The organism is Streptomyces sp. TE5632, from assembly GCF_054061295.1.
This window is the reverse complement of sequence record NZ_JBSSEA010000003.1, coordinates 1,937,889-1,957,896: the sequence shown is the minus strand read 5'-3', so window position 1 is coordinate 1,957,896 and position 20,008 is coordinate 1,937,889. Positions and strand designations below refer to the sequence as shown.

Sequence of the window (20,008 nt, the reverse complement as noted above, 5' to 3'; positions counted from 1 at the left end):
CTCCCGCGCGTCGCGCTCAGCCGCCCGCTCGTAGCACGGCTGCGACAATCGGACCGGCCGCGTCGCCGCCGTGGCCGCCCTGCTGGCTCATGGCCGCCGCCGCCACGTCGTTCCGGAAACCGGTGAACCAGCTGTCGGAGGCGGCGTTGCCGTCGACCTCGGCGGAACCGGTCTTCGCGCCGATGTCGCCGCCGAGCCCGGCCATGGCCTCCTGGGCGGTGCCCTGGGTGGCGGTGAGCCGCATCATCTGCTTCAACTGGGCGGCGGTGCCCGCCGGAAGGCCCTTCGCCTGCGCCAGCTGCCGGCCGTCGAGCTCCGGGGGGACCAGGTACGGCTGGCGGAAGGCGCCGGTGATCGCGGTCGCCGTCACCGACGCCATGTTCAGCGGGTTCATCTGCACCTGGCCCTGGCCTATGGCGCCGGCGGCACGGTCCGGACCCGCGACGGCGGGAACACTGCCGTCGAAGGAGACGATGCCGGTCTTCCAGTCGTCCCGGCCCAGCCCGAACCGCTCCTGGGCCTCCTGGGTGAGTGAGGCGTCCGTGAGCGGGTCCTCGTCGATGAGCTTGATGAAGGCCGTGTTGCAGGAACGCAGGAAGCTGTCGGCGAGGGTGGCGTTGTCGTTCGGCTCCATGCCGGTGAGGTTCTTGAACGTCTGGCTCTGCCAGGTGGCGGTGGGCGGGCAGGGCGCCGGGCCGTTCATCGCGGCCACGCCGTTGTCGATGAGCATGGCCGCGGTGACGATCTTCATGGTGGAACCGGGGGCGACCCGGCCCTGGAACGCCGCGTTGAACCCGTCCGCGCGGTGGTTGGCGACCGCCAGCACCTCGCCGCTGCTCGGCCGCACCGCCACCACCGACGACTCGGCGAACTCCTTCACCGCCTTCTCGGCCGCGGCCTGCACCCCCGCGCTGAGCGTCGTACGCAGTTGGCCGGGTCTGCCCTTGGCGAGGGTCAGCAGCGTCGTGTCGCCGGCGCCCTCGCCCGTGGTCCCGTCGGCGTGCCGGATCACCAGCTCGACGCCGGGGGTGCCGCCCGCCCTGTCGCCGTACTTCTCGCGCAGGGTGTCCAGGATCGGGCCGAGGGAGGGGTACTTCTCCTCGGTGAGCACCGTGCCGTCCCGGCCCAGGGCCTCGATCGGCGGCTGCGCCGCCTCCCCGGTGACCAGGGTGTCGCCGTCCTTAAGGTCCGGATGGACCACGGACGGCTGCCAGTCGACCAGCGCGCGCCCGGTGGTCTTTCCCCGTACGACGGTCAACTCGCTCTTGTAGTTGAGGGGTTCGGACTTCCCGTCGTAGGAGACGGTCGCCTTCACCCGGAACGGCACGGTGGTGCCGGTGGCCGTGCCCGGCGTGATCTCGACATCGGCTATGCGGGCGTCCTCGCCGTAGGCCGCCAGTAACGGGGCCGCCTCCCCGGCGTTGTTCGTGTACGACGCGGCCTGCTCCGCCTGCGCCCTCTCCCAGGCCGCGAAGAACGCCCCGCTCGCCTTCGCGACCTCCTCCGCGTCCGGCGGCCCGGACTTCTTGGTCACGGCGGCGTCCGAACCGCCGCCTCCCCCGTCGCCGTTCACCGCCGACACGATGTTGTAGACCCCGTACCCGGCGCCCCCCACCATGACCGCGAACACGCCACCGATGACGGTGGCCTTGACCCCCTTGCCCATCGGGCTTTTCCCCTCCCCGCCGGACCCCCCACGCCTTCTGAACGTGTTCAGGACGCTCGGCGAGTGAGCACTCTACGCACAAGGAGTGACGACCGGGACGGCTGTTTCCGATTGTTGTCCGAACGGAGACGGGTGGTCCGGGGGGCCCGAAGGCCGTCGCCCGCCTTCTCCGGCTCGCCCGGCTCGATGTCCTCCGGCGGCCGGGGCGGCCCTTTTGTTCGGGTTCCTTGCGGTACGTTCGCGCTCATGGTGCGGAGACGATGGCTGTTGGTGGGGATCGCCGCGGTGCTGACCGCTTGCTCGGGTCCGGACCGCACCCCTGGCGACCGGAACGCGGCGATCGAGGGGACATGGCAGAGCACCGGGTACGGCTACGTCTTCGACATCGCCCGGGACGGTGCGGGGAAGACGCGGCTGACCTCCTACGACCGGACAACGGGGAGCTGCCTCGGCGGGGACTCGTCGGCACCGGTGGGCCGCGAGGGCGATGCGACGTCCTTCGGTGAGGACGGTGAGGCCGAGTTGGTCGTCCGCAGGCAGGGAGGCCGACTGGTCGTGCGGGAACCGGGGTCGGCCGGGCACATCCGCATGAACCGGCTCAAGAAGCTGCCCGACTGCCCGTCCGAGGTCTCGAGGAACGCGGCCGACCGCCGGTTGCAGACCTTCGACGTCTTCTGGCAGAACCTCACCGAGCACTACCCGCCCTATGCGCACCGGAAGCTCGACACGGCGGACAGAGAGCGCGACCGGGCGGCCCTGGCCGAGGACAACACCGACCGGATGCTCGGCAAGCTGCTGGGTGACACGGTCCGCGAACTCGGCGACATGCACACCGGTGTCGAGGGGGAGGACCTCAGCCTTTACGGCAAACGGCCGGGCACGCGCGAATCGGACGACATGGACACCGATGCCCTCCGACCCGCGATCGAAGCAAGGCTGGGCAAGCGGCTCACCCCCGTCATCGACGACAAGGTGGAGTACGCCGGCGGGCTGCCGGGCGATCTGGGATACCTGCGCATCACACAGTTCGACGACTTCGCGGACGATTCGTACGACGTCGACCGGAAGGAGTTCGAACAAGCCCTGGACACGGTGTTCGCCGCCGCGGAGCAGGACGGCTGGCGCGGCCTCGTGCTCGATCTGCGCCTCAACGACGGCGGTTTCGACGACCTCAGCCTCGCACTGGCCTCCCGGCTGACGGGCAAGCCCCATTTCGCGTTCCAGAAGCGGGCGCGCGACACACGGGCGGCCTCCGGGTTCACGCCGTACGAGAAGCTGCGGGTGTCGCCCAGCGCCCGCCCCGGCTTCCACGGGCCGATCGCGCTGCTGGTCAGCGACCTCACGGTGAGCGCGGGCGAGACGGCGGTCATGACGCTGCTGAACCGCTCGCCGAAGCCCACGTTGATCGGCCGCCCGACGCAGGGCGTCTTCTCGGACCAACTGTCGCGGACACTGCCCGGCGACTGGTCCCTCGACCTCAGCAACGAGGACTACCGGGACGCGGCCGGGCAGAGCTTCGAGGGCCGTGGCATCCCGGTGCCGCGGGAGTTCCGCACCCCTGTCTTCACGGCCGCGGAGATCGGACGCCGCTGCGACTCGGCCGTCGCCCGCGCCCTCGACCACCTCGCGGACAAGCCGCCGGGAACGACGAAGCCGTGCCCTCGCGGATCCACCTGACGACACCGGAAACGATCCTGGAGTCGATCGTGCCGAGGAGAGGAACCCCGCCGAGCGCCTGCCCAGCAAGCCGAAGACCCGGCGGAGCGCCGCCCCCCGACACGCGCCCTGACGAGCTCGTGCACGGTTGGCGTTGGCGCGTCGAGGGTGTGAACCGGCCCGGTGCTCACACGCGTTCATCGATCGCGGGGGCGATCTCTTGGCGGTGGTCATGCCGTCCCGGTGTCGTCCGCCTGCTCGCCCTCCGCCTGGGACGGCTCGGTCCTGGGGACGTCCGGGTGCACGGCCGCGCGTTCGGCGGGATCGTCACGCTCGCCTTCGGCCTGCGAGGGCGTGTGAGAGTACAGCCACGGGTCGTAGGCCGAGTCTCCGGTGTCTCCGGTGTCTCCGGTTTTCATGGCAGGCCTCCTCGGTCGCTTGCCTTCCATGCTCCTCCGCTCCCGCGCGGACCGCAGCAGAGCCAGGGCGGTGGTCGGCTCTGGACGAGACGTGCACGAGAAGGCGGCATCCTGAACGCCGGACGCACATCCCTGCTGGTCGGACAGGGTGCGAGCGAGTGATCTCAAGGGGACTGTGAATCTGTCGGGAGCCGGGGCCGGGCCGCCCTGGGGCCGTCCGAGGGGGGCGGCGAGGACCACCGACGACCACGAGGGCGCGGCAGACTGCCGCGCCCTCGTGCTGCATCCGCCCGGTCAGACCCAGGTGTCCAGCCACATTCGCGCCCGCCAGTCGTCGATGGGGATCGACGTGCCGGTGTAGATCGGCCAGAAGTAGATGAAGTTCCAGGCGATCAGGAGGACCAGGACTCCTGCCGCCGTCGCGCCCGCGACCCTGCGGGTGTCGCTGGAGCGGGGCGGGCCGACGAGCGCGCCCAGGAGCATCGCCACCGCCAGGCACAGGAACGGGAGGAAGACGATGGAGTAGAAGAAGAAGATCGTGCGCTCCTGGTACAGGAACCACGGCAGATAGCCGGCCGCGACGCCGCAGGCGATGGCGCCCGCCCGCCAGTCACGGCGGAAGAACCAGCGCCACAGGACGTAGAGGAGCGCGAAGCAGGCCACCCACCACAGCATGGGGGTGCCCAGGGCCAGTACCTCGCGGGCGCACTTCTCGCCCGCGTCGGCCGGGCAGCCGTCCGTGCCGGGCGCCGGGGACTCGTAGAAGTAGGAGACCGGGCGGCCGGTGACGATCCAGCTCCACGGGTTGGACTCGTAGGTGTGCGGCGAGGACAGGCCGACGTGGAAGTCGTACACCTGGTTCTCGTAGTGCCAGAAGCTGCGCCACCAGTCGGGGAACAGCCAGGACCAGCTGCTGTCCTTGCCGTCGGTCACCGCCCAGTCGCGGTAGTAGCCGCCGCTGCCGTCGTCCGCGGAGCGGAACCAGCCGAGCCACGAGGCGACGTACGTCGCGAGCGCGACCGGGACGGTGGAGAGGAACGCCCGGCCCAGGTCGCGCCGCAGCACCGCCCGGTAGGGGCGGCGGGCGCCGGCGGTCCGGCGCGCGCCGACGTCCCACAGCACCGCCATCACACAGAGCGCGGCCATGACGTACAGCCCGTTCCACTTCGTGGCGAACGCCAGGCCCAGCATCAGCCCCGCCGCCAGCCGCCAGGGCCGCAGGCCCAGCCGGGTGTTCTCGGCGATGTCCGGGTCCGGCGGGGTCCGGCCGTCGGGACCCACGGGCAGCGCGGCGGCGAGCCGCGCCCTGGCCCGGTCCCGGTCGACGAGCAGGCACCCGAAGGCCGCGAGCACGAAGAACATCAGCACCCCGTCGAGCAGCGCGGTGCGGCTCATCACGAAGTGCAGCCCGTCCACCGCCATCAGCGCGCCCGCGAGGCAGCCCAGGAACGTGGAACGGAACAGGCGCCGGCCGATGCGGCACAGCATCAGGACGGAGAGCGTCCCGAGCAGAGCCGTCATGAACCGCCAGCCGAACGGGTCGAACCCGAACATCAGCTCGCCCAGCCCGATGACGTACTTGCCGACCGGCGGATGCACGACGTACGCCGCTTCGATCGGGACGGGGACGTCCCCGCCCCTGGAGAGGATCAGGTCGTTGACGTTCTTGTCCCAGTCGACCTCGAAGCCGCGGTGGACGAGCGCCCACGCGTCCTTGGCGTAGTACGTCTCGTCGAATATCACCGCCTTGGGGCTGCCCAGGTTCCAGAACCGCAGCACCCCCGCGAACAGGGTGACCAGCAGCGGGCCGCCCCACGCCGACCAGCGGGTGATCCGGTCGGCGAGCACCGGCGGCACCCCGAGCGTGTTCCACAGCCTGCCGGACGGCTGGGTGTACGGCGGAACCAGGCGGTCACGGATGTCGGGAACCCCGGGGGCACCGCCCCCGGTCCCCGTCGCCGGGTGGCCGAAGCGGCGCAGCCGCTGCTGCCACGACGGTTGCCGCTCCTGCGGCGACTGGTCCTGCCGGGTGTCCGTGGAGGACGCGGTACTGGTCACCGCGCCATCGTAGGGAACGGCGCTGCGGGAGTCCCGCGCATGGGCGGTATGCCCGGCTCTCCCTCGGTTCCGCCCATGGCCGGAACCTCCGGCCGCCGGGGCCCTGGGAGGATGGGGGAGTGACCGGAACCCTCGTACTCGCAGGCACCCCCATCGGCGACGTCTCCGACGCCCCGCCCCGGCTCGCCGAGGAACTGGCCGGCGCCGACGTCGTCGCCGCCGAGGACACCCGGCGGCTGCGGCGGCTGACCCAGGCGCTCGGCGTCACCCCCAAGGGCCGGGTGGTGTCGTACTTCGAGGGCAACGAGTCCGCCCGTACGCCCGAACTGGTCGAGGAACTGGCCGGCGGCGCACGCGTGCTGCTGGTGACGGACGCCGGGATGCCCTCCGTGTCCGACCCCGGGTACCGGCTGGTCGCGGCCGCCGTCGAGCGGGACATCAAGGTCACCGCGGTGCCCGGACCGTCCGCCGTGCTCACCGCGCTCGCCCTGTCCGGGCTGCCCGTCGACCGGTTCTGCTTCGAGGGCTTCCCGCCCCGCAAGGCCGGGGAGCGGCTCGGGCGGCTGCGGGAGGTGGCCGCGGAACGGCGCACCCTCGTCTACTTCGAGTCACCGCACCGGCTCGACGACACGCTCGCCGCGATGGCCGAGGTGTTCGGCGCGGAGCGCCGGGCCGCCGTCTGCCGTGAGCTGACCAAGACGTACGAGGAGGTCAGGCGGGGCTCGCTCGCCGAGCTGGCCGCGTGGGCTGCCGAGGGGGTGCGCGGGGAGATCACCGTCGTGGTCGAGGGCGCGCCGGACCGGGGCCCCGAGGAGGTGGACGCCGCCGAGCTGGCGCGCAGGGTGCGCGTGCGCGAGGAGGCGGGGGAGCGGCGCAAGGAGGCGATCGCGGCGGTCGCGGTGGAGGCGGGAGTACCCAAGCGGGAGGTCTTCGACGCGGTGGTGGCGGCGAAACACCCCGCGGGGTGAGCGGGGGCCGGGGCGGCCCGGGACGTCTGCCGAGCGCTTGGGAGCCTTCGGCAACGAAACGCTCAAAACGGCTCCAATACTCTGCCGTCCCTACTGCTTTCGCGTCCTCGGAGGAGTCCACTGGAAGGAGGGACGGGCCGCACCGGCCCGTGCCCGCCGTGGACCGACAGGAGCCAGGATGACCGAGATCGCAGGAAGGGCCGGACACCGCGCCGACGGCGTCGTCAGGGAGTCGTACTCGTTCGCCTGCATGCGCTGCGGGTACGGCTGGGAGCAGTCGTACGAGATAGAGCACCACAAGGACACCGACGGCCACGACGTCGTGCGCTATGTGGCGAACGGCCGGGTCGTGCCCTCTCCGCTGAGCCGTCCGACGTGTCTCCACTGTGACGGCCACGTCGTGCGGATCATGCGGCCCGGCCGGGTCGCCTCCGCACTGGGCGCGACCCACAGGGAGCACCACGAGCACCGCGACCACCACTGGCACCTGTCCGACCTGCTGTCCTCCTTCCGCAGGGCGGGCTGACGGGCCGGTGCCCCGGTGGTGGGGAAGGCCCCTTCCGCACGATCCGTAGGATCGGGGCATGCCTTCGAACACCCCCGACAAGAACGCCGCCCCGCCGCTCCCGGAGCCCCTGCGGGTACCGGTCGCGGATTCGCACACCCATCTCGACATGCAGTCCGGCACGGTGGAGGAAGGGCTCGCCAAGGCCGCGTCGGTGGGGGTGACGACGGTGGTGCAGGTCGGCTGCGACATCGAGGGGTCCCGGTGGGCGGCGGAGACGGCGGCGGCGTACGACGCCGTCCACGCGACGGTCGCACTGCACCCGAACGAGGCCCCGCGCATCGTGCTCGGCGACCCTGACGGCTGGTCGCGGCAGGGGGCGCGGGAGCCGGGCGGTGAGGCCGCCCTGGACGAGGCGCTCGCCGAGATCGACCGGCTGGCCGCGCTGCCCCAGGTCAAGGGCGTCGGCGAGACCGGACTGGACTACTTCCGCACCGGGCCGGAGGGCAAGGAGGCGCAGGAGCGGTCCTTCCGCGCCCACATCGAGATCGCCAAACGGCACGGAAAGGCCCTGGTGATCCACGACCGCGACGCCCACGCCGACGTGCTGCGCGTCCTCAAGGAGGAGGGCGCACCGGAGCGCACCGTCTTCCACTGCTACTCGGGTGACGCCGAGATGGCGGAGATCTGCGCCCGCGCCGGGTACTTCATGTCGTTCGCCGGCAACATCACCTTCAAGAACGCCCAGAACCTGCGCGACGCGCTCGCCGTGGCCCCGCCGGAGCTGGTCCTGGTGGAGACCGACGCCCCCTTCCTGACGCCGGCGCCGTACCGCGGCCGGCCCAACGCCCCGTATCTGGTGCCGGTCACGGTGCGGGCCATGGCGGCCGTACGCGGTGTCGACGAGGACACCCTCGCCACCGCACTCGCGGCGAACACGGCCCGCGCCTTCGGTTATCCACAGGCGTGAACTGCGGGGTCCCCGCGCCCCGTACCCTTGTCCCGTGACCAGCCCCACCCCCGACGCCCTCCTGGGCCCCGCCGACGTCCGCGAACTCGCGACCGCCCTCGGTGTGCGGCCCACCAAGCAGCGCGGCCAGAACTTCGTGATCGACGCGAACACGGTCCGCCGGATCGTCCGCACCGCCGAGGTCCGCCCCGACGACGTGGTCGTCGAGGTCGGCCCGGGGCTCGGCTCGCTCACCCTGGCGTTGCTGGAGGCCGCCGACCGGGTCACCGCCGTCGAGATCGACGACGTGCTGGCCGCCGCGCTGCCCACGACCGTCGCGGCCCGCATGCCGGAGCGCGCCGAGCGGTTCACGCTGGTCCACTCCGACGCGATGCACGTCACCGAGCTGCCCGGCCCCGCCCCGACCGCGCTGGTCGCCAACCTGCCCTACAACGTGGCCGTCCCGGTGCTGCTGCACATGCTGGAGACCTTCCCGAGCATCGAGCGCACCCTCGTCATGGTCCAGTCGGAGGTCGCCGACCGGCTCGCCGCCCCGCCCGGTTCCAAGGTGTACGGCGTGCCCTCGGTCAAGGCCAACTGGTACGCGGAGGTCAAGCGGGCCGGCGCCATCGGACGGACCGTGTTCTGGCCGGCCCCCAACGTCGACAGCGGACTGGTCTCCCTCGTCCGCCGGAGCGAGCCGCTGAGGACCACCGCCTCCCGGCGCGAGGTCTTCGCGGTCGTCGACGCGGCCTTCGCCCAGCGCCGCAAGACCCTGCGGGCGGCCCTCGCCGGCTGGGCGGGCTCGGCGGCGGCGGCCGAGAGGGCCCTCGTCGCCGCCGGAGTGTCTCCGCAGGCGCGCGGCGAGTCCCTGACCGTCGAGGAGTTCGCGCGCATCGCCGAACACAAGCAGCCCGAGCAGTCCAAGGAGTCCGCCGCGTGAGCGTCACCGTCCGCGTGCCCGCCAAGGTCAACGTCCAGCTCGCGGTCGGCGCGGCCCGCCCCGACGGCTTCCACGACCTGGCCAACGTCTTCCTCGCGGTCGGCCTCCACGACGAGATCACCGTGACCCCGTCGCCGGACGGGCTGCGCGTCACCTGCGCGGGCCCGGACGCCGCCGAGGTGCCCCTGGACCGTACGAACCTCGCCGCCCGCGCGGCCCTCGCGCTCGCCGGGCGGTACGGCCGGGACGCCGACGTGCACATCCACATCGCCAAGGACATCCCCGTCGCCGGCGGCATGGCGGGCGGCAGCGCGGACGGCGCGGGCGCGCTGCTGGCCTGCGACGCGCTGTGGGGGACCGGCGCCTCGACCGCGGAACTGCTCGACATCTGCGCCGAGCTGGGCAGCGACGTGCCGTTCGCACTGGTCGGCGGGGCGGCGCTGGGCATCGGGCGGGGCGAGAGGCTGACCGGACTGGAGGTGGGCGGCACCTTCCACTGGGTGTTCGCGATGGCCGGGCGCGGGCTGTCGACCCCGGCGGTCTTCCGGGAGTTCGACCGGCTGGCGGAGGGCCGGGACGTCCCCGATCCGGTGGCCTCGCAGGACCTGCTGGACGCGCTTTCCAAGGGCGACCCGGACGCGCTCGCCGCCACGGTCTCCAACGACCTCCAGCCGGCGGCGCTGTCGCTGTTCCCCGAACTCGCCGACACCCTGGCCGCCGGGCGCGGCGCAGGCGCGCTCGCCGCCTTGGTCTCGGGCTCGGGCCCGACCACGGCGTTCCTCGCCGGGGACGCGGAGTCGGCGGAGGCGGTCGCGGACGCGCTGAGGGCCTCCGGCACCTGCCACACGGTGCGTACGGCGGCGGGGCCGGTACCGGGGGCGACGGTCGTCTGAGGGGCTCAGGACCGCGTTTCGACCGTGCCCAGGTCGATGGCGATGGCGGAAGGTTCGTCGACCTTGATCCGGTCGCGCTGCATACCCATGTGCACGTAGGACCGCGTCATGGGGTCGAGTTCGTAGACATGGACGAGGGGCCGACCGGTGGTTCCGTCCTGTTCGACACGCCAGTAGTTCGGGATTCCCGCGGTGGCGTACTTGTGCGGTTCGGTCGTACGGTCGCGGGATTCCGAGTCGGGGGAGACGACCTCCACGGCGAGCAGGACGTCCTCGGCCCGAAACGTGGTCTGGTCCAGCCCTGTGACCGCGTCGGCTCGGACCACGCTGACATCGGGTTCGGGGCCGTTGCGCTTGTCAAGGACGACGGTCGTCTCCCGCTCGACACTGAACTCCGGGCCGAGAGAGCTGCGTAGCCCGTTGGCCAACAGGTCGATCACAAGGAAATGGAAGCGTCGCTGCGGACTCACGAAAACCAGGCTCCCGTCGATCAGCTCAGTGTGCGGCGGGAGATCCGGCAGGGTGAACAGGTCGTCCACGGTGTAACCGTCCACGGGCGGCACCGGCCAGTGGGGGCGGTGCTCTACGGACTCGGCGGTCACGGTTCCTCCCATGGACGGGATCCTGCTGCCTGCCCTCCAAGGTAGCCGTCTGTTTCCGATCACGTCATCACAAAGGGTGACCGCCCCCTCGCGCCCCGACCGCCCCCGGGGACGCCCTACGCTGGAAAGCTGATCGAACCCCCAGGCAGGAGAGAAATGGCCGTCAATCTGGTCAATGTCGAGAACGTCAGCAAGGTGTACGGCACCCGTGCCCTCCTCGACGGCATCTCCCTCGGGGTCTCGGAGGGGGACCGCATCGGTGTCGTCGGGCGCAACGGCGACGGCAAGACCACCCTCATCCGGATGCTGGCCAAGCTGGAGGAGGCGGACACCGGGCGGGTGACGCACTCCGGCGGGCTCCGTCTCGGCGTGCTCACCCAGCACGACTCCCTCGACCCCGCCGCCACCGTCCGGCACGAGGTCATCGGCGACATGGCCGACCACGAGTGGGCGGGCAACGCCAAGGTCCGCGACGTGCTGACCGGGTTGTTCGGCGGGCTGGACCTGCCCGGGTTCCCCAAGGGCCTGGACACCGTCATCGGACCGCTCTCCGGTGGCGAGCGGCGCCGGATCGCGCTCGCCAAGCTGCTCATCGAGGAACAGGACCTGATCGTCCTCGACGAGCCCACCAACCACCTCGACGTCGAGGGCATCGCCTGGCTCGCCCGGCATCTGCGGGAGCGGCGCTCCGCACTCGTCTGCGTCACCCACGACCGCTGGTTCCTCGACCAGGTCTGCACCCGCATGTGGGACGTGCAGCGCGGTGCCGTGTACGAATACGAGGGCGGTTACTCCGACTACGTCTTCGCCCGCGCCGAACGCGAGCGCATCGCCGCCACCGAGGAGGTCAAGCGGCAGAACCTGGTCCGCAAGGAGCTGGCCTGGCTGCGCCGCGGAGCGCCCGCGCGGACGTCCAAGCCGCGCTTCCGGGTCGAGGCCGCCAACGAGCTGATCAAGGACGTCCCGCCGCCGCGCGACAGCAGCGAGCTGATGAAGTTCGCCTCGTCACGGCTCGGCAAGACGGTGTTCGACCTGGAGGACGTCACCATCCAGGCGGGGCCCAAGGTGCTGCTCAAGCACATCACCTGGCAGCTCGGCCCCGGCGACCGGATCGGCCTGGTCGGGGTCAACGGCGCGGGCAAGACGTCCCTGCTGCGGGCCCTGACCGAGGCGGCCCGCACCGAGGGCGAGGCACAGCCCGTGGCGGGCCGGATCGGCGTCGGCCGTACGGTCAGGCTCGCCTACCTCTCCCAGGAGGTCGCCGAACTCGACCCCACCTGGCGGGTGCTCCAGGCCGTACAGGCGGTGCGGGAGCGCGTCGACCTCGGCAAGGGGCGGGAGATGACCGCCGGGCAGCTGTGCGAGACGTTCGGCTTCAACAAGGACAAGCAGTGGACACCGGTCGGCGACCTGTCCGGCGGTGAGCGGCGGCGGCTCCAGCTGCTGCGGCTGCTCATGGACGAACCCAACGTCCTCTTCCTCGACGAGCCCACCAACGACCTCGACATCGAGACCCTCACCCAGCTCGAGGACGTCCTCGACGGCTGGCCCGGTTCGATGATCGTCATCTCCCACGACCGGTTCTTCGTCGAGCGCACCACCGACCGGGTGTTCGCCCTGCTCGGCGACGGCACCCTGCGGATGCTGCCCCGCGGCATCGACGAGTACCTGGAGCGGCGCAAGCGGATGGAGGAGGCCGCCGCGGCCGCCGCCGCCACCGGCCCCGCGGCGAAACCGGCCCCGGACGTCCCCGAGAAGAGCGCCGCCGACGTGCGCGCCGCCAAGAAGGAACTGCAGAAGATCGAGCGGCAGCTGGACAAGCTCTCCGAGAAGGAGTCCACGCTGCACACCGCCATCGCCGAGCACGCCACCGACTTCGCGAAGGTGGCCGAACTCGACGCGGAGCTGCGCGAGACGGCAGGTCAGCGCGAGGCGCTGGAAACGCGGTGGCTGGAACTCGCCGAGGACGCCTGACGCCCGCACCAGGGCCCGTACCGCCCCGCGCACAGGTCCGTGCGCGGGGCGCGCGTTGTGTGAAGGGCGTGTGGAGGCGTGTGGGGGCGTGTGGGGGCGCGTAACGAGGGCATCACAGGCCGGTCCTCCCTTGGGAACAGGGGTGGACGCGGCCCGGTGGCCCGTCGGTACCGGGTGATAGAAAGACCCCGTCTGAGAACTGTAAGAACCGGCTTTATACGACTCTGGGAGCACCACGTACCTCAGGGTGTGGCTAAAAATCAGTGAGCAAGGGGGGAACGCGCTGATGGCTCAGCCGCCCAACCAGCCGCCGCAGGGCGGCTTCGGAGCACCACAGGATCCGTCCGCGTCGGGTGGCGGATTCGGGGCTCCGACCCCGCCACCCCCGCAGGGCCCGCCCCAGACCCCGCCGTCCCCGCCGTCCCCGCAGGGCCCGCCGTCCGGTGTGCCGCCGCAGCCGGGGTACGGCTACCCGCAGCAGGCTCCGCCCCAGCAGCCGGGCCCGTACGGCCGGCAGCCGGGGCCGTACGCCTCCGGCCCGTACGCTTCCGGGCCCTACGGCCAGCCGCAGCAGCCCGGCCCGTACGGGCAGCCGGGCTACGGCTACCCGCAGCCGCAGTACCCGGGCGTGCCCGGTGCCCCGCAGCCGGGGCCCGGCTCCCGCAACCCCTTCAAGGGCAAGCCCGCCATGATCATCGGTGCCGCGGTGGTGACGGCGCTGCTGGTGGTCGGCGGCACCGTGTGGGCGGTCTCCGGCGACGACGGGAAGCAGGACAAGAAGCCCGTCGCCCAGCAGAGCGACGCCCCCGAGCCCGACGCCTCCGGCGCCCCGGTCGATCCGGGCGACGGCAGCGGCGACGGCGGCTCGGACCCGGAGGACCTCAACGAGGGCCGCAAGTCCGGCGAGTCCAAGGTGCTCTGGTACAAGGAGGCGCCCGACGCGCCCCGTTCCGGAGCCGACGCCCCCGGCATGTGGATCACCGACAAGGCGGCGGTGAAGGCGGCCTACAAGGAGCTCTCCGCCTACAACGTCGCCGACGGCAAGCCGACCTGGGAGCCCATCGCCTTCCCCGAGGAGATCTGTGCGGTCACCCCGGAGAAGACGTCCGACGACAAGGTCGTCATCGCGTACATGAGCGGCAGCAGCGACCGGGCCAAGTGCAACCAGCTCCAGCTCGTCGACCTCGACACCGGCGAGAAGGGCTGGACACAGAAGGTCGAGGACGGCGGGCTGTTCGACTCCGCGATCTCCATCGAGATGACCCTCAGCGGCAACACGCTGATGGTGGGACGCTCGCAGTCCGGCACGGCCTTCGACGTCACCTCCGGCGACAAGATGTACGACAAGAAGAAGTACGCCGACGCCTGCTTCCCCGCCGGTTTCGCGGGCGGCGAGCGGCTGGTCCAGGTCGCTTCCTGTGGCGCCGGCGGCGACAACGAGCACGACGAGGTCCAGGAGCTCGACCCGAAGACCGGCAAGGTGAAGTGGACCCGGAAGTTCGACAAGGGCTGGCGCGTCGAGCGCGCCTACTCCGTCGACCCGGTGGTCATCTACAGCACCAACAAGGACAAGAAGGCGTGGAACATCTCCACGCTCGGCGCCGGCGGCTCGTTCCGCTCCCAGGTCGTCGTCGACGAGGACTTCGCCGCCGAGTGCGGCTGGGCCATCCTCGCCCGTGACCTCCAGGGCTGCGAGGGCGTCGCCGCCGACGCGGACACCCTCTACCTGCCCACCAAGGCGACCACCGGGGCCAACGAGATCGTCGCGATCAGCCTCGCCACCGGCAAGGAGAAGTGGCGGGTGAAGTCCCCGGCGGCGGACTCGATGGTGCCCATGAAGGTCGAGGGCGACAAGCTCATCGCCTACGTGGAGCCGTCGTACGACGCGGGCGGCCGGGTCGTGTCCATCCCGACCACCGGCAGCAGCCACGAGCCGGTCACGCTGATGCAGAACCCGCAGGGCGTCGCGGAGATCGAGAACGGTTTCTTCAGCAAGGCGATCGACTGGGTCGACGGCCGTTTCTACATCTCGACGACCCGGCTGTCCGGCAATGACGAGTCGAAGGAGAAGCTGATGCTCGCCTACGGCAAGTGAGGCGCGCAGCAGTGGTGAGGCGCGTCGGCCGGGTACGGCCGGCGCCCTCGCTCCGTCCGGCCACTTCCCCGCCGTCCTTCCCCTCCTTCGAGTTCTTCGATCCTTTCGAGGTCTACACGTCATGACGCAGCCGCCCCAGCCGCCCAACCAGCCTCCGCAGCCGCCCGAGCGGCCGCAGCCCGAGCCGTCACAGCCCGAGCAGCCGGCCACGCCGGCCCCGCCGCCGGGTTTCGGTCCGCCGACCGATCCGTCGCAGCCGCCGGCCCAGCAGCCGCCGTCCGTCCCGGGCGGGCCGGACCTCAGCAAGGCCCCGGAGCCGGGATACGGCTACCCGCAGGCCCCGCAGGCCCCGCAGGCCCCGCAGGCCCCGCAGCAGTCGCCGCAGGCCGCCCCGCAGACCCCGCCCACGCCGACGGGCCCGACGCCGCCGCCCGGGTACGGCTACCCGCAGCAGCCCCCGGCCGGTTACGGCTACCCGGGTCAGCCGAGCCCGTACGGCCAGCCGCAGCAGCCGTACGGTCAGCCAGGTGTGTACGGCCAGCCAGGTGCGTACGGACACCCGCAGCAGCCGTACGGCCAGCCCGGTTACGGCTATCCGCACCCGACCGTGCCGATGCCGCCGCACCCCGGCGGGCCCGGCGGCGGGCGGAAGATCAACGCGCAGCTGGCCATCATCGTCTCGGCGGTCGTGGCCATCGCCCTGATCGTCGGCGCCGGCGTCTGGTACTCGTCCTCGTCCGGCGGCGACAAGGAGACCACCGCGGACTCGGGCGGCACCGACGGCGGCGAGAAGGACGCCAAGAACGGCGGCGACTCCACCGCCGGCAGCAAGGAGAAGGCCCCGGCCGACCCCTCCGCCAAGGTCCTCTTCCAGGTTCCGGCGCCGAAGGTCTCGAAGGACAGCTCGACCGTCTCCGTCTCCGGTTCCTGGCTGACCGACACGGTGTACGCCAAGAGCGGCGTCGCCGAGGTCGTCGGCTACGACGCCGTCAAGGGCAGCAAGGTGTGGACGCTCGACCTGCCCGGACCGGTGTGCGAGGCCAGCGACCACGTCACCGAGGACGGCAAGACGGCGATCGTCTACAAGCCGAGGATGCCGACCAAGAACGATCCGCAGCGGTGCACGCAGGTCGCGGCCTTCGACCTCGCCACGGGCGAGAAGCTGTGGTCCGAGACGGCCAAGTCCGGCACCCAGGAGATCAGCTTCAACAACGTCACCGTCAGCGGGAACACCGTCGCGGCGGCCAGCACCAGCGGCGGCGCCGCCTGGGAGCTCACCTCCGGCAAGCTCCTGTGGGCGCCCAAGACGTCCGACTCCTGCTACGACTCCGGGTACGGCGGCGGCCCGAAGCTGGTCGCGGTGCGCAAGTGCGGTTCGTACGAGCAGCGGCAGCTGCACATCCAGACCATCGACCCGAAGTCCGGCAAGGTGATCTCCGAGTACAAGATGACCGAGGGCATCGAGTACGCCGCGGTCGTGTCCACCGACCCGCTGGTCGTGGCCGCCGACGTCGGCGACTCCGCCGGTGACGGCAGCGGCATCTCGGACTTCTTCTCCATCGACAACAAGACCGGCAAGCTGCGTACCCGCATCTCCGCGCCCGGTGAGGAGTTCGCGGCCCGCTGCGACGGCATCACCAGGATCGAATACTGCAACGGGCTGGCGGTCGGCAACGACCGGCTGTACATCCCGACCGAGGAGCGCGAGGGCACGGGCGAGTTCACCAGGACCAACGAGATCGTCGCCTTCGACCTGGCCACCGGCAAGCAGACCGGCCAGCGCGCCGAGGCCGGCGACGGCTACACGATCACCCCGCTGCGCATGGACGGCGGCAACGTCCTGGCGTACAAGCGGCCGCCCTACGACAAGGGCGGGCAGGTCGTGAGCATCGACGGCGGCACCTTCAAGCAGACCAAGCTGTTGGAGAACCCGGCGACGGAGTCGGTGCGGGACGTGGAGACGGACATGTCGCCCAGGAGCGCCGAGGTGCTGTTCTCGCAGGGGCGCCTGTACATGTCGAAGGTGTACGCCAGCGAGTCCACCTTGGACAGGAAGGAGTACCTGGCGATCGCCTTCGGTACCGACTGATCGTTCCGTCGGCCCGTTCGTACGGCCCCGCCCCTGCTCAGGGGCGGGGCCGTACGCGTACCGCTCATCGGGTGCCCATCGCCACCGAATACGAGAATTTCGGTGATCCGGGGCGATTCTCGCCGGTAGGGGGAGCGCAACGTCGAACAAGCGTGTAGCTTCCGGGACCGGACGGGGAGGCGGCGCACGGGGGTGCGCTCGCGGTATGGGGGGTTGATACATGGGCGTGCGGTTGATGGTGGTCGACGACCACCGGCTGCTCGCCGAGGCGCTGGCCTCGGCGTTGAAGCTGCGGGGACACCGGGTGCTGGCCGCGGCGGCACCGGTGGCGGGGGCGGCGGATCTGGTGATCAGCAGGGCGCCGGAGGTGTGCCTGCTGGGGACGGCGGCGCCGGCGGAGCCCGGCATCTTCGATCCGGTGGTGAAGATCAAGCGGGAGCGGCCGCAGGTGGCGGTGCTGGTGCTGGGCCCGGTGCCCAGCCCTCGCGGGATCGCGGCGGCGTTCGCGGCGGGGGCGTCCGGCTATGTGCGGCACGACGAACGCATCGAGGGCGTGGAACGGGCGATCATGAAGGCGCGGGCGGGGGAGGCCGCGGTGGCGCCGCAGTTGCTGCAGGGGGCGTTCGGCGAGCTGCTGAATCCGGCGGTGCAACCGGACGACGAGGGGCAGCGGCTGCTGCGGATGCTGACCCCGCGCGAGGTGGAGGTCCTGGTCCGGGTGGCCGACGGCGAGGACACCCGGCTGATCGCGGAGGGCATGGGGATAGCGCCGTCCACGGCACGGACGCATGTGCAGCGCGTGCTGATGAAACTGGGTGTGGGCTCCAGGCTGGAGGCGGCGGCGCTGGCGGCCCGGACGGGACTGCTGGACCGGGTGGGGCCGGTGCGGGGGACGGCGCACTCCGGGCAGTAGGAGCAGGGAGCAGAGGTGGGGGTGTCCGCGGTGCCGGACACCCCCACCTCTGCTCCCTGCTCCTGTTTCTCCGGCGTGGTGCCCGCGATGGTGACATTGACGGCTGTGGTGTGTTGTGTTTTGGTGTGTTGGGTTCTGTTGGAAGAGTGTGAAGGCGGCGCTGTGCAGAAAACAGCGCTGTGCGGAAAACAGTGCGGTGAACGGCTCGAATGGAGCGTCCGGCGTGAAGAAGACCTCGACCCGGCTGGCCGACGGTCGCGAACTCATCTACTACGACCTGCGCGACGACACCGTGCGCGACGCGGCCGACCGCCGCCCACTGGCCGCCACCGTCACGACGTCCGAGATCCGCCGCGACCCGCTGCTCGGCGACCGTGTCGCCGTCGCCTCCCACCGGCAGGGCCGCACCTACCACCCCCCGGCCGACGAATGCCCCCTGTGCCCCTCCGAGGGCGACCGGCTCAGCGAGGTCCCGGACTCCTCGTACGACGTCGTGGTCTTCGAGAACCGCTTCCCCTCACTGGCCGGTGACTCCGGCCGCTGCGAGGTCGTCTGCTTCACCTCCGACCACCACGCCTCCTTCGCCGACCTGAGCGAGCGGCAGGCCCGGCTGGTCCTGGACGCCTGGACGGACAGGACGTCGGAGCTGTCCCATCTGCCCTCCGTCGAGCAGGTGTTCTGCTTCGAGAACCGGGGAGCCGAGATCGGCGTCACCCTCCAGCACCCGCACGGGCAGATCTACGCCTATCCGTTCACCACCCCCCGCACCGCCCTGATGCTGCGCCAGGTGGCCGCGCACAAGGAGGAAACCGGAGGGGGAAATCTGTTCGACGCCGTCCTGGCGGAGGAGCTCGCGGGCGAGCGGGTCGTCCTGGAGGGGGAACACTGGGCCGCCTTCGTGCCCTACGCGGCGCACTGGCCCTACGAGGTCCACCTGTACCCGAGGCGCCGGGTGCCCGACCTGCTCGGACTCGACGAGGCGGCACGCGCGGAGTTCCCCCGGATCTACCTGGAACTGTTGCGGCGGTTCGACCGGATCTTCGGCGGGGAGGGCGGGTCCCCGACGCCGTACATCGCGGCCTGGCACCAGGCCCCGTTCGGCATGCCGGCGGAGTTCGACGGGGTCACGCGCGACGACTTCGCGCTCCACCTCGAGCTTTTCACCATTCGCCGCGCCCCCGGCAAGCTGAAGTTCCTCGCGGGTTCCGAGTCCGGTATGAACGTGTTCATCAACGACGTGCCGCCGGAGCGCGCGGCCGAGCGACTGCGGGAGGTAGCGAGTTCATGAGCGGGAAGTATCTGGTCACCGGTGGCGCGGGCTATGTCGGAAGTGTCGTGGCCCAGCATCTGCTGGAAGCCGGCCACGAGGTCGTCGTCCTCGACAACCTCTCCACCGGACTGCGCGAGGCCGTCCCGGCCGGTGCGTCCTTCATCGAGGGCGACATCCGCTCCGCCGCCACCTGGCTGGACCCCTCCTTCGACGGCGTCCTGCACTTCGCCGCGTTCTCCCAGGTCGGGGAGTCGGTCGTGCGGCCCGAGAAGTACTGGGAGAACAACGTAGGCGGCACCATGGCGCTGCTGGACGCGATGCGTTCGGCGGGCGTGCGCCGGCTGGTCTTCTCCTCCACCGCGGCGACCTACGGCGAGCCCGAACAGGTCCCGATCCTCGAATCCGCCCCGACCCGGCCCACCAACCCCTACGGTGCCTCCAAGCTCGCCGTCGACCACATGATCACCGGCGAGGCGGCGGCGCACGGCCTGGGCGCGGTCTCGCTGCGCTACTTCAACGTGGCCGGCGCGTACGGCGACTTCGGCGAGCGGCACGACCCCGAGTCCCACCTGATCCCGCTCGTCCTCCAGGTCGCCCAGGGCCGGCGCGAGGCGATCAGCGTCTACGGCGACGACTACCCGACGCCGGACGGCACCTGCGTACGCGACTACATCCACGTCGCCGACCTGGCCGAGGCACACCTGCTGGCGCTGAAGGCGGCGGCCCTGGGTGAACACCTGATCTGCAACCTCGGCAACGGCAACGGCTTCTCCGTCCGCGAGGTCGTCGAGACGGTCCGTCAGGTCACCGGTCACCCGATCCCCGAGGTCGTGGCCCCCCGTCGGGGCGGCGACCCGGCGGTCCTGGTGGCGTCGGCCGCCACGGCCCGCGAGAAACTGGGCTGGAAGCCGTCCCGCGCCGACCTCCCGGGCATCGTCGCGGACGCGTGGGAGTTCGCGCAGCGGCACACCGGGCAAGGCGTTTAGCAGTACGTGACGAAGGGTCAGG

At 71.4% G+C, this 20,008-nt stretch carries 16 protein-coding genes; 12 read left to right on the top strand and 4 right to left on the bottom strand.

Going from position 1 to position 20,008, the window contains the following annotated elements; all coding sequences use genetic code 11:
• Positions 1-16: 16 nt before the first annotated feature.
• A complete protein-coding gene (locus tag ACVW19_RS13870) occupies positions 17-1,666 on the bottom strand; it encodes a penicillin-binding transpeptidase domain-containing protein (RefSeq protein WP_457459697.1) in 1,650 nt (549 codons plus the stop codon).
• 246 nt (positions 1,667-1,912) lie between these two features.
• Here ACVW19_RS13870 and ACVW19_RS13865 point away from each other — a divergent pair, with 246 nt between their 5' ends.
• Entirely contained in the window at positions 1,913-3,343 is a 1,431-nt protein-coding gene (locus tag ACVW19_RS13865; protein WP_457459695.1) for a S41 family peptidase, read from the top strand.
• A gap of 209 nt (positions 3,344-3,552) precedes the next feature.
• Here ACVW19_RS13865 and ACVW19_RS13860 read toward each other — a convergent pair whose 3' ends face one another.
• Both ACVW19_RS13860 and ACVW19_RS13855 read right to left on the bottom strand, forming a co-directional pair.
• Positions 3,553-3,741 (bottom strand): hypothetical protein, encoded by a 189-nt coding sequence (locus ACVW19_RS13860; RefSeq protein ID WP_457459693.1) that lies wholly within the window; start codon positions 3,739-3,741, stop codon positions 3,553-3,555.
• Between the two features lie 294 nt (positions 3,742-4,035).
• The gene (locus ACVW19_RS13855) at positions 4,036-5,799 is read right to left on the bottom strand and encodes a dolichyl-phosphate-mannose--protein mannosyltransferase (protein WP_457459691.1); all 1,764 of its coding nucleotides are present in this window, start codon (positions 5,797-5,799) and stop codon (positions 4,036-4,038) included.
• Between the two features lie 119 nt (positions 5,800-5,918).
• Between ACVW19_RS13855 and rsmI the strand changes: the two genes are divergently transcribed.
• The 5 genes from rsmI (at position 5,919) to ACVW19_RS13830 (ending at position 10,057) form a co-directional block, all read left to right on the top strand.
• Positions 5,919-6,767 (top strand): 16S rRNA (cytidine(1402)-2'-O)-methyltransferase, encoded by an 849-nt coding sequence (gene rsmI, locus ACVW19_RS13850; RefSeq protein ID WP_457459689.1) that lies wholly within the window; start codon positions 5,919-5,921, stop codon positions 6,765-6,767.
• A 178-nt stretch (positions 6,768-6,945) separates the two neighbouring features.
• On the top strand, positions 6,946-7,293 hold the full coding sequence (locus ACVW19_RS13845; protein WP_457459687.1) for a hypothetical protein: 348 nt from the start codon (positions 6,946-6,948) through the stop codon (positions 7,291-7,293).
• Positions 7,294-7,351: 58 nt separating this feature from the next.
• Positions 7,352-8,242 carry a TatD family hydrolase gene (locus ACVW19_RS13840; protein WP_457459685.1) on the top strand — a complete coding sequence of 297 codons (891 nt, stop codon included), beginning with the start codon at positions 7,352-7,354 and terminating at the stop codon, positions 8,240-8,242.
• Positions 8,243-8,276: 34 nt separating this feature from the next.
• The gene (gene rsmA / locus ACVW19_RS13835) at positions 8,277-9,164 is read left to right on the top strand and encodes a 16S rRNA (adenine(1518)-N(6)/adenine(1519)-N(6))-dimethyltransferase RsmA (RefSeq protein ID WP_457459683.1); all 888 of its coding nucleotides are present in this window, start codon (positions 8,277-8,279) and stop codon (positions 9,162-9,164) included.
• Positions 9,161-10,057, top strand: a complete 897-nt coding sequence (locus ACVW19_RS13830) for a 4-(cytidine 5'-diphospho)-2-C-methyl-D-erythritol kinase (protein WP_457459681.1) — start codon at positions 9,161-9,163, stop codon at positions 10,055-10,057. Before rsmA ends, ACVW19_RS13830 begins: the two co-directional genes overlap by 4 nt.
• Positions 10,058-10,062: 5 nt before the next feature.
• Here the strand turns inward: ACVW19_RS13830 and ACVW19_RS13825 are convergent, their stop codons facing one another.
• The gene (locus ACVW19_RS13825) at positions 10,063-10,671 is read right to left on the bottom strand and encodes a Uma2 family endonuclease (protein WP_457459679.1); all 609 of its coding nucleotides are present in this window, start codon (positions 10,669-10,671) and stop codon (positions 10,063-10,065) included.
• Positions 10,672-10,815: 144 nt separating this feature from the next.
• Here ACVW19_RS13825 and ACVW19_RS13820 point away from each other — a divergent pair, with 144 nt between their 5' ends.
• The 6 genes from ACVW19_RS13820 to galE all read left to right on the top strand — a co-directional run bounded on the left by ACVW19_RS13820 (position 10,816) and on the right by galE (position 19,986).
• A complete protein-coding gene (locus ACVW19_RS13820) occupies positions 10,816-12,633 on the top strand; it encodes an ABC-F family ATP-binding cassette domain-containing protein (protein ID WP_457459678.1) in 1,818 nt (605 codons plus the stop codon).
• Positions 12,634-12,919: 286 nt separating this feature from the next.
• On the top strand, positions 12,920-14,728 hold the full coding sequence (locus tag ACVW19_RS13815; protein WP_457459676.1) for an outer membrane protein assembly factor BamB family protein: 1,809 nt from the start codon (positions 12,920-12,922) through the stop codon (positions 14,726-14,728).
• 121 nt (positions 14,729-14,849) lie between these two features.
• Entirely contained in the window at positions 14,850-16,817 is a 1,968-nt protein-coding gene (locus ACVW19_RS13810) for an outer membrane protein assembly factor BamB family protein (RefSeq protein WP_457459674.1), read from the top strand.
• A 220-nt stretch (positions 16,818-17,037) separates the two neighbouring features.
• Complete coding sequence (locus ACVW19_RS13805) at positions 17,038-17,730, top strand: helix-turn-helix transcriptional regulator (RefSeq protein WP_457459672.1); 693 nt, start codon at positions 17,038-17,040, stop codon at positions 17,728-17,730.
• Positions 17,731-17,953: 223 nt separating this feature from the next.
• Entirely contained in the window at positions 17,954-19,018 is a 1,065-nt protein-coding gene (gene galT / locus ACVW19_RS13800) for a galactose-1-phosphate uridylyltransferase (protein WP_457459670.1), read from the top strand.
• Entirely contained in the window at positions 19,015-19,986 is a 972-nt protein-coding gene (gene galE, locus ACVW19_RS13795; RefSeq protein WP_457459669.1) for a UDP-glucose 4-epimerase GalE, read from the top strand. The genes galT and galE overlap by 4 nt, the downstream gene beginning before the upstream one ends.
• The last annotated feature ends 22 nt before the right edge of the window (positions 19,987-20,008 follow it).

Coding starts and splice junctions, on each gene's coding strand:
- ACVW19_RS13840 (WP_457459685.1), top strand. CDS start 7,352: ATGCCTTCGAACACCCCCGACAAGAACGCCGCCCCGCCGCTCCCGGAG.
- ACVW19_RS13820 (WP_457459678.1), top strand. CDS start 10,816: ATGGCCGTCAATCTGGTCAATGTCGAGAACGTCAGCAAGGTGTACGGC.
- ACVW19_RS13870 (WP_457459697.1), bottom strand. CDS start 1,666: ATGGGCAAGGGGGTCAAGGCCACCGTCATCGGTGGCGTGTTCGCGGTC.
- ACVW19_RS13860 (WP_457459693.1), bottom strand. CDS start 3,741: ATGAAAACCGGAGACACCGGAGACACCGGAGACTCGGCCTACGACCCG.
- ACVW19_RS13825 (WP_457459679.1), bottom strand. CDS start 10,671: ATGGGAGGAACCGTGACCGCCGAGTCCGTAGAGCACCGCCCCCACTGG.
- galE (WP_457459669.1), top strand. CDS start 19,015: ATGAGCGGGAAGTATCTGGTCACCGGTGGCGCGGGCTATGTCGGAAGT.
- ACVW19_RS13805 (WP_457459672.1), top strand. CDS start 17,038: ATGGGCGTGCGGTTGATGGTGGTCGACGACCACCGGCTGCTCGCCGAG.
- ACVW19_RS13810 (WP_457459674.1), top strand. CDS start 14,850: ATGACGCAGCCGCCCCAGCCGCCCAACCAGCCTCCGCAGCCGCCCGAG.
- ACVW19_RS13865 (WP_457459695.1), top strand. CDS start 1,913: ATGGTGCGGAGACGATGGCTGTTGGTGGGGATCGCCGCGGTGCTGACC.
- ACVW19_RS13815 (WP_457459676.1), top strand. CDS start 12,920: ATGGCTCAGCCGCCCAACCAGCCGCCGCAGGGCGGCTTCGGAGCACCA.
- ACVW19_RS13845 (WP_457459687.1), top strand. CDS start 6,946: ATGACCGAGATCGCAGGAAGGGCCGGACACCGCGCCGACGGCGTCGTC.